We start from the raw sequence: 8,634 nt of genomic DNA on the forward strand, positions 1-8,634 counted from the left end.
AGGTTTCTTCCCCGTTAGGGGATTGCGACATGGCGTTATATACCATCGCCAAAAGCTCCACTGTCTGTTCTTGCAAAGGTTTCTTCCCCGTTAGGGGATTGCGACCTCGGTTCAGGGCGCGCTGGAGGGTGGAGGCCAAGGCGGCCAGCTTGCAAAGGTTTCTTCCCCGTTAGGGGATTGCGACTTCTCGAGAAGGTCTATGGCGTGGCCTAAGACCTCAGCCATCTTGCAAAGGTTTCTTCCCCGTTAGGGGATTGCGACCTACCCCATCTGATGGGCTAGTTGGAATAGCCACAAAACTTGCAAAGGTTTCTTCCCCGTTAGGGGATTGCGACGGGCGGCGTTCCGAGGCGTCTATGCCATTCCCAACACGGGGCAAAAGGTTAGTTAGAATGAAAACATGGGCAGAAAAAAGCTATACGCCATTGCTTACGACATACCCGACAACAACCGTCGGGTTAAGGTTGCAAACCTGCTCAAAAGCTATGGGGAACGGGTTCAGCTTTCTGTTTTTGAGTGTTACTTGGATGAAGAGCTACTATCAGATTTAAAAACTCGAGCCCAAAAGCTCCTCAACCTCCAAGAAGACAGCCTGCGAATCTACCCGGTGGGGCCTAGACTCGAGGTCCTGGGCCAAGGCCTCGCGTACGAGGAAAGGGAGTTTTTCGTCGCCTAGGCTGTTTCGTTAGCCCCCTCTGCCTGGGGCTCGAGGCTTTTCGCATACACAGGCCTCGCCAAACCCGCCCCGAGGCTGGTACGCGCCCCAACCCCGCTAAAAAAGGCAAACCGGCCCAGCGCCTGGAAGTATTGGGCCTCCTCGAGGCTACCCCGGTGAAGGTGGTAGGAGACCACCCCCACAAACCCCGCGGCCTTTTCCTCGGCCGGGGCGGGCAGGGTCTTTCCGGAAAAGCTGCGCACCGTCACCTTTTCCAGAATCCCCTTCGCCACCTCCTCCGGCACGGGCACGGGGGAGAAAGCGTTAAACCGCCGGATGAGGGAACCAAAGACCAGCCTCGCCTCGGGAAGAGGATAGTTGACCCCTTCCCTGCGGAAGAAGGTGGGCCGGGCAAAGCGCAGGGTGAGGTCCGGACCCGCCTCCTTCTGGAAAAGCCGGGCATAGATGGAAACCCCCGCCCAGGGATGCCCCTCCTGGAAGGCCTCCAGCACCCTCACCTCCTCTCCCATCCTGACCTTCTGCCCCTCCAGGGCGAAAAGAGGGGGGGCAAGGCGGGCGTACACCTCCTCTTTGAGGAAGCCAAACCGGACCCACCCCTTACCGAGGGCAAGGCTAAAGGGGTTCTCCCCCTGGTCGTGCACCTGGGGGAACTCTTTCTTTAAAAGCCGGTACAAAAACCCCTGGGCCCCCTTGGGGGTGGGCTCCCCCTCTATGGTTAGCACCATCGCCACAAGGAGCATGCTTACACGGGGGAAAGGCGGGCCAGGGCCCAGCCAAGGGGGTAACCGTCCTGGGGGTTTTCCGCCCCCACGGTCTTCCGGGTCTTGGGCGGGGGCTCATCCATCAAAAGGGCCAAGCGGATGGAGAGGCTACCCGAGCCAAACCCGATGCGGAGGGGGAAGGCCTGGGGGTTTTGGCCAAGGCGCTCCTCCATCTTCTTGTAGAGCTCTTGAGCATTTTTCAGCCGGTTCTGATCGGCGTACTTTCTCTCCTCGGCCATGACCTCCTGATAATACTCGCGGCACGCTTTTGCCAGCTCTTCTGCGGTGATGGGGTGGCTCACCCCACTATGGCGGGCCAGGCCTTCCTCGAGGCGGAGGACAAGGGTGACCTTGGTCTGGATCCGGAGGGTCTCCGCCAGGATGCGGAGCCCCTTCTCCTTCCCGATGGGGAAGACCTTGATGAGGTTTAAAAAGCTTTCCAGAGGCCCGGAGTCCGCGACCCTCACCGCCCGGAAGGGGTCCTGGTAGAGGTCGAGGTACTTTCGGCCAGGATTCTTTTTATTCTCCCTCAGATACCCGAGGACGAAGGCCTCGAAGCTCTGGGCCGTCTTTTCACGATCGCTAGGGGTCCTGGGGGGAAAGATCAGCGGCCAATTGCCTGCCTCCGGAGTTTCTCCCCAGGCCCACTGGCTTCGATCCCAGACCACATCCCGGTTCTTCTGCAGAATCCTGCGGAAGATCCAGGCGGTGCGCAGGGCCCCCTTGACGCTCGAGCCCGGCAGGTAAGGCCCCAGGGGGGAGGCGGGCAGGGGGCGGTATTCCAAAAGCCCCTCCTCCGCGTTTTTCAAGGCCTGGAAGAAGGCCTTGCTGGCCTGGATCGTGCGCAGGATGGCCCCCCGGGGAAGGCGGCCTTCCCGCCACCAGGTCACGAGGAGGTCCTGCGCCCCTTTGGGCCCGGTTTTGACCGCCTCGAGGTAGCGGCGCTGATGGACCTCGTCCAAGCCCTCGAGGAGCCGCCCGGGGTCCAGAAGGTGGACCGCCTTCCTCTCCTCATCGGGCACGTAGGCGTAGGCGGGGTAGGTCTCCCCCGTCCCCACGTGCACCGGCGCAACGAGCTCGAGTTCCAGGCGGTACCCCCTCACACCCTCACCCCCAAAGGAAACGCCCAGAGGTATTCGTAGGCCTCCTTACCCTCAAAGCCCACCGCTAGAAGCCCCCCCACGTCCCGCTCCCTTAGCACACTCCCCTCCAGTAGCCGCAGATGGGGGCGCTTGAAGGGCTGCTCCAGGGCATACGCCCCGCCAAACCGGCCCCAGTAGGGCTCCACCCGGTAGAAGAGGGCCTTTCCCGGCTGGGGAAGGGTGGGGCTTAGGGTGAGGTAGGCGTTGGGCGAGGAGGCCTCGGGAAGCTCCATCTCCTCCTCCTTTACCACCTCAAATCGGCCAAGCCCCACGCTCGCCCCTCCCCCAAGGCCGAAGAGGCCGATGGACCGGAGGGCCTCCGGGAAGCGGTGGGCCTCCACCTCCCCCACCGCGTAGACCGTCCACTCCCCGATGAGGACCTGGGCCCGTTCCGTGAACAGCACCCCCTTCCGGGCCCCCCCCGTCAGGCGGTCAATCCCCACCCGGACCCTCTGGGCCGGGCGGAACGCCTCGGGGTCGCTGGGGGGGTTATCCAGAAGGACCTGAAGCCCCTCTTTGGCCACCCGCTGGAACACCTCCATGGAGAGGAAGCGCAGGTTCTTGAGGGCCTTCCGGGTGGCCGTCTCCTCCACCAGGGGCTCGGGCAGGCGGGGCTTGGGCAGATACCCCCGGGGAAAGGCGCTGGAGATGCGGAAAGGCGGATGGTGGCGGAACCGCTCCAGGACCTCCTTAAGCCGCCCCTCCCCCTCAAAAAGCCGCACAAACCAGAAGTAATGCCCCATGAGGAGGGGGGCGCTGGGAAGGGCGCGCAGGGGGGCCTGGAAGCGCAGGTGAAAGGCCCGGGCCATCATACGGGGATCCAAGTGGAACTGATCCGCTCCCGAAGGGGCTTTTGCCCGTACTCCTCGAGGAGGCCCTGGAAGTCCAGCCCCTTCTCTTCCGCCTCCGGGGGCAAAAAGAAGACCTGGCCGTAGCCCCGGCTCACATACCCCCCAAGGCCGTCCAGCTCCAAAAGCTCGAGGGCCCGGAAGAGGTGGTCCAAAAGGTTCTTGTCGAGCTCGTCCAAAACCCGGTAGGTGGCCTCAAAGGCGAACCGGGCCCCCGCGGGCACCCGCTCCGCGGTCCGGGGGTTGGCGTTTCCGCCTATACGGGGGATGAAGACCTCCTGCTTGATCTCCGTCAGGTACCCGCCCCGGGAGACCACCCGCTCCAGCTCCGCCTTGGAGAGGCGGGTCAGGTAGGCGTCCCGGACGAGGAGCCGGGTGGGGCCGCGCCGCTTGGAGGCCTCCTCGCTGGGCTCGTTGGCCGCTAGGCCAAAGATCCGGGCCACGGGGTCGTTGGGGTCGGGCGAAGCGTAGACGTGCTTATCCTTGGCCCTGAGGACATACTCCCCGCCCAGGCTCCACTCGAGGAGGTAGCGGAGCTTCCCCTTCAGGCTCGAGCCGGGAATGTAGGGCTCTTCCGTAAGGGGGTTGCGGATCACGGGGTTGTCCAGGTCGCCGATGGCCATCTGGTCCCGGCTCATCCCCACCCGCAGGCCGCTTTTCAGGAGGATGACCCCACTGATGCGGTAGTATCCAAGGAGTTTCATCTTCCCTCTCTCCTTTCCAGGGCATAAAAGTAGGCCAGAACCGCCTCGAGGTAGAGCATCGCCGCCTCAAACTCCTTAGGCCCCCCCTTGGCCGTATCGATGAGCCTTTCCATGAAGTCCACGAAGTTCCGGGCATCCTTCAGGGGACCTTGGGGACGGGTGTTGTAGTGGAGCTTGGCCTTGAGGAGCTCCAGCTGGGGGACCAGCCGGCGGAAGGCCAGGGCCTCCTCCTGGCGGCGCTCCCGCTGGAAGCGGGCCTCCAGGGCCCTGAGCTCGGCGAAGTAGTTGCGAAACTGGCTGGACTTAAGCTCTTTGCAGATGGCCTCCGCCTGCCTTTTGGCCTCTTGGTCGAAAAGCCCTTTTTTCAGAATGCCTTTTTCCCTGTCCTCGTAGAACACGATCATCCTATCCCTCCCTCAACCGGTAAAGCCCCCAAAACGCCCAGACGGGCAGGTGGCGCCAGGCGAGATGGGTATGGTCCAAAAGGGTAAGATACCGGCTCTTAAGGCCGTTTTCTAACTCCCGAAGCGCATAGGCCAGAAGGGGTTTGTAACGGACCTTATGGACGGGGTCCTGGGCCGCTTGGGCAGTCCGGAAAAGCTGGAGCATCCGGTAGACCTTGGCCTTGGAAAGCCCATCCTTCAGGTCCTGCTCCAGACCCATGGCCCAGCCCCGAAGCTCGGGGAGGTCCTTCCACTCCACCGCCTGCCCGAAGAGGAAGAGCCGGCCCCTCCCCGCCGCCTTGGCCCTTTTCTCGGATTTTCTCAGGATCTCCGCCATCTGGGGCACGGGGGTGGAGGGCCGGAACAGGGCAAACCCGCCGGAAAGGGTCAGCGCCTCGTGACGGGTAAAGGCCCGGTACAGCCGCTCCAGGTCTAGGGCGAAGTCCAAAAGGACGTCCCACGGGCCCAGGAAGAAGAGGTCATCCCCTCCCGCGTAGACGCTGTAGACCAGGGGGTAGCGCCGCGCCTTCTCCTCGGCCTCGAGGGCCTCCCAGCCCAGCCTTTGCCGGTAGAGGTGGGGGGTGCGGAGGAGGGCAAGGACCTCGCCGCTGAAGAAGAGGGAGAAGGCCCGGGAAAGGGAGGCGATCCGGCTTGGGGAGGCCCCCTTCAAGCCGGCAAAGACCTCGCCCATCCGGTCCGCGTCCAGCATGAGCCCCCCCAGGTAATCCGCCCCGGTGGAAAGGGCGGCCAGCTCGCCGAAGGTGAGGGGGCGGTCCGGGTGGACCTCCCCTGCTTCCTCTAGGCCGTTTTCCCGGAGCCAACGGGCATACTCATCGAGGAGGCGAAGGCGCAGGGCTTGCAGGGCCTCCTGCACCGTGGGCAGGTGGCCCAGAAGGGGCTTGATCTCAAAGGGGCCTGGGGAGGGACTGAAGTCCAGCCGGGCCCGGAGGGTATACTCCCCCTCCTCCAAGGCGGCCCAAAGCCCGGGAAAGGCGAAGTAGGGCCTGGAAGGAGGGGTGCGGAAAAACCCCACCTGCTCCCTCCGGGGCAGGCGCTGGCCTATCCCCTCGGCCATGGTGCAGCCGTCGCAGAGGCTTCCGGGCTCGTCCCTGCTCGCCGGCCTTAGGCCGCAAAGGGCGCAGGGCCTGAGCGCACCCCCTTCAGGGGTGGCCCAGGGGAGTTCCACCCGCCCCAAAACCCGGTCAAAGGGCCTGAGCTTGGCCTCCCCAAGCGCCCTGATGCCATCTCGCAGAACATTTCCGAAATCGTTGAAGCGTTCGGGGGAGAAGGAGACCCAGGCCAGGAGGGGAACGAGGCTTCCCCCCTCCTCGAGGGCCCATCTCTGCCAGGTCTCAGCCGCCTCCTCCAAGGCCGAGCACACCTCGTTTCGGTTGGGTAAAAGGAGGTAGAACCGCCCCCCCGCGCTCAGAATCCTTAGAAGCGGGGGAAGGTCGAGGCGCTGGAGGAGGCCAAGCCCCATGGCCTCGGCCACCAGGCTGACCTCGAGGCTCCTGGCCCGAAGGCGCTTGGCCAACCCCCCCACCCCCGCCTCGCCCGCCTCGATGCGGTAGATGTGGTCCTGGATGCCCCCTATGTCCCCCAGGACCAGGAGGAACTTCTCCTCCGGTTGCCTGAGGGCCTCAGGGGAGGGGTTTTCCTCGTGGTAGGCCCAAAGGACGGTGGCGATGGCCGCGGTCAGCCGCAGGTGGTCGTAAAGGGAGATGCTGGGGTCGGCCTGGGTGTCCGCGGGGACCAGGCTTGCCACCTCCTCGAGGGCAGCCAGCAGACCGGAAAGCACCGCCTCGGGGGAAGCGGCCCCCTTCTCGAGGCCAGCCAGCCTCTCCTCCAGCCGCTCCACCAGGCGCCTGTAGGTGTCCGGGCTCACGTTGGGGCGGTCCGTGGGGTAAAACCCGCCCTCCGAAAGGCCCACCACCCCCCTCTGCCCGGGGAGGTCGTAGACCTGGCTGTACCCCCCCTTCTCCCCTCCCGGAAGGGCCAGCTGGGCAAAGGGGGAGTGCAGGGGAACGGAGGACGGGCTGCCCCCTTCCCCCCCCTCCTCCCGCTCCTTCGAGGCAAAGGTGTCCGCCAGGGCCACAGCCCACTCCCCGGGGGTCTTTGGAACATACCGGCCCCCGTACCGACCCCGCCAGCCCTCGTGGTGGCGGGCGGAAAGGTGGGCAAAGGCCTCCGGGTCCAGGCCGGCCTTCTTCCAAACTTCTCCGAAGCGAAGGGCCAGGGCGTGGGTGTAACCGGTGTGGCTGAAATCGGCAACCTCCCAAGGGGGTTGGTTGCCGTAGGCCCGCTGGTAGAGCTTACCTACATCGTGAAACAGAGCGGCCAGGGCAAGGTGCAGGGGGGTGAGCCTCATAGTTCCAGATCCATGCGCACAACTTTCCAGCCAAACAGGCCAACCCGCTCCAGATAGAGGCGGTTTTTCGGGCTATCTTTCGGGTAGATGTAGGCCAGGTTAAATCCGCTATAGCGGAGCCGCCAATCCCGGACCGCCTCGAGGGGGGCCTGGGGCGGACTGTCGGCAGAAACCCCCCGTCCAAGGGCGGCCAGGCCCTCGGGGGTAAGGAGGGCGTTTACAAGGGGGTCTATCAGCAAGCTGGCGAAGGCTAGGCCAAGGCCAGAGAAGGGGTCCTTGCTCTTTTGGACCTCCTCGGTCAACTTCGTCATGAGCTGGTTCTTCAAGCCTTCCCGCAGCCTGGGAAAGTCCACCATGCGCTCGAGGCGGGCGGTATTCCTCTCCATAATCGCCTTCTGGAGATTGGTCAGAAAAAGATAGGGGGAGTACCAGATGTAAGCGGCAAGGGCCAGGAGGAGCACCCCTACGGCGGTTAGGACACCCTTCCTCTTCATACCAGGTCTCATCATAAAGGTCCAGAGGGGCGGCTTTTGGTCAAATGACCAAAATGGTCAAAACCACGAGCGCAGGGGCATCTTTTCCACTTCTTTTTGGGTAAGTAACGATGGTCAAGGGCTTTTGGCTCAGGAATTTAGACCTTGACAACTTTTCCGGTCAGTGGTAAGCTTCCCCTCAAAGGCCGGGGTTTCCGGTGGGGGATCTTGACAATCTAGGCCCATCCGCAAGGGGAATATGCGATTTGCGCTCTTTCTCCGCGTCTTGAAACCGCTCTTCCCATCGCCATAAACCCCCCAAAACCCCCTCTATACTCCTTACGTATATTCCAATCTTAATCTTTCTCATCAAATCCCTTTCAAGAGCCCCGTCCAGGACGGCATTCTTAGGGGGTACTCTTGCAAAGGTTTCTTCCCCGTTAGGGGATTGCGACCGCCAGGCCCAAACAACCACATCCATGAGCTTCACCTCCCAACTTGCAAAGGTTTCTTCCCCGTTAGGGGATTGCGACCGCCAATGGATCACGATCACATCACCTTTCCGTGCGCGCTTGCAAAGGTTTCTTCCCCGTTAAGGGATTGCGACCCGTCCCACCGGAGCCAATAACGCCCGCGGCCGTCATTGCTTGCAAAGGTTTCTTCCCCGTTAGGGGATTGCGACACGATGCCGTCCGCTATGGCCACGATGGGATAGCCAAGGTCTTGCAAAGGTTTCTTCCCCGTTAGGGGATTGCGACACCAGGTCCAAAAGGCCCTCAAGGTCGTGGGGGTTCACCTTGCAAAGGTTTCTTCCCCGTTAGGGGATTGCGACCATGATTTTCTTTTCGTCCTCGGCCTCCATACATATGAACGTCCTTGCAAAGGTTTCTTCCCCGTTAGGGGATTGCGACAGTCGGAGTCGTCGTACTGGTCCAGATCGGGGATCTGGACCCCTTGCAAAGGTTTCTTCCCCGTTAGGGGATTGCGACTTCCGTCCAGGGTGAACTCGACGTACTGGCCGTTGTCCTTCTTGTAAAGGTTTCTTCCCCGTTAGGGGATTGCGACATCCGGGTTGGCCAGGTGAAGCGCAATGAGTAAATCAACTTGCAAAGGTTTCTTCCCCGTTAGGGGATTGCGACCAGTATTCGCATTGGCCGGCCTTCCGGTTGCGGCCGGCAAAAACTTGCAAAGGTTTCTTCCCCGTTAGGGGATTGCGACT

The 8,634-nt window shown here is 62.7% G+C and carries 8 protein-coding genes and 1 CRISPR repeat array; of the genes, 1 reads left to right on the forward strand and 7 read right to left on the reverse strand.

Features of this window, described 5'->3' with window-relative positions; all coding sequences use genetic code 11:
• The first annotated feature begins 400 nt into the window (after positions 1-400).
• The gene (gene cas2, locus C4301_RS08430; RefSeq protein WP_352414651.1) at positions 401-676 is read left to right on the forward strand and encodes a CRISPR-associated endonuclease Cas2; all 276 of its coding nucleotides are present in this window, start codon (positions 401-403) and stop codon (positions 674-676) included.
• On the opposite strand, the gene cas6 is transcribed toward cas2, so the two are convergent.
• From cas6 to C4301_RS08465, 7 genes are read right to left on the reverse strand one after another with little or no spacing between them, the layout of a single operon-like run.
• Positions 673-1,416 (reverse strand): CRISPR system precrRNA processing endoribonuclease RAMP protein Cas6, encoded by a 744-nt coding sequence (gene cas6 / locus C4301_RS08435; protein WP_352414652.1) that lies wholly within the window; start codon positions 1,414-1,416, stop codon positions 673-675. The genes cas2 and cas6 overlap by 4 nt on opposite strands.
• 2 nt (positions 1,417-1,418) lie before the next feature.
• Positions 1,419-2,540, reverse strand: coding sequence for a type III-A CRISPR-associated RAMP protein Csm5 (gene csm5 / locus C4301_RS08440; protein ID WP_352414653.1), 1,122 nt, complete (start codon positions 2,538-2,540; stop codon positions 1,419-1,421).
• Positions 2,537-3,391, reverse strand: a complete 855-nt coding sequence (gene csm4, locus C4301_RS08445; protein ID WP_352414654.1) for a type III-A CRISPR-associated RAMP protein Csm4 — start codon at positions 3,389-3,391, stop codon at positions 2,537-2,539. The genes csm5 and csm4 overlap by 4 nt, the downstream gene beginning before the upstream one ends.
• Complete coding sequence (csm3, locus tag C4301_RS08450; protein ID WP_352414655.1) at positions 3,388-4,131, reverse strand: type III-A CRISPR-associated RAMP protein Csm3; 744 nt, start codon at positions 4,129-4,131, stop codon at positions 3,388-3,390. Before csm3 ends, csm4 begins: the two co-directional genes overlap by 4 nt.
• Positions 4,128-4,535: a type III-A CRISPR-associated protein Csm2 gene (gene csm2, locus C4301_RS08455; protein WP_352414656.1), complete on the reverse strand. Its 408-nt coding sequence runs from the start codon at positions 4,533-4,535 to the stop codon at positions 4,128-4,130. The genes csm3 and csm2 overlap by 4 nt, the downstream gene beginning before the upstream one ends.
• 1 nt (position 4,536) lies before the next feature.
• The gene (gene cas10 / locus C4301_RS08460) at positions 4,537-6,942 is read right to left on the reverse strand and encodes a type III-A CRISPR-associated protein Cas10/Csm1 (protein ID WP_352414657.1); all 2,406 of its coding nucleotides are present in this window, start codon (positions 6,940-6,942) and stop codon (positions 4,537-4,539) included.
• A complete protein-coding gene (locus C4301_RS08465) occupies positions 6,939-7,436 on the reverse strand; it encodes a DUF2939 domain-containing protein (protein ID WP_352414658.1) in 498 nt (165 codons plus the stop codon). The genes cas10 and C4301_RS08465 overlap by 4 nt, the downstream gene beginning before the upstream one ends.
• A 398-nt stretch (positions 7,437-7,834) precedes the next feature.
• Positions 7,835-8,633: direct repeats of the CRISPR family, unit length 36 nt; unit sequence CTTGCAAAGGTTTCTTCCCCGTTAGGGGATTGCGAC.
• The last annotated feature ends 1 nt before the right edge of the window (position 8,634 follow it).

Origin of the sequence: Thermus sp., from assembly GCF_040290245.1 — a bacterium.
Classification (GTDB): Bacteria; Deinococcota; Deinococci; order Deinococcales; family Thermaceae; genus Thermus_A.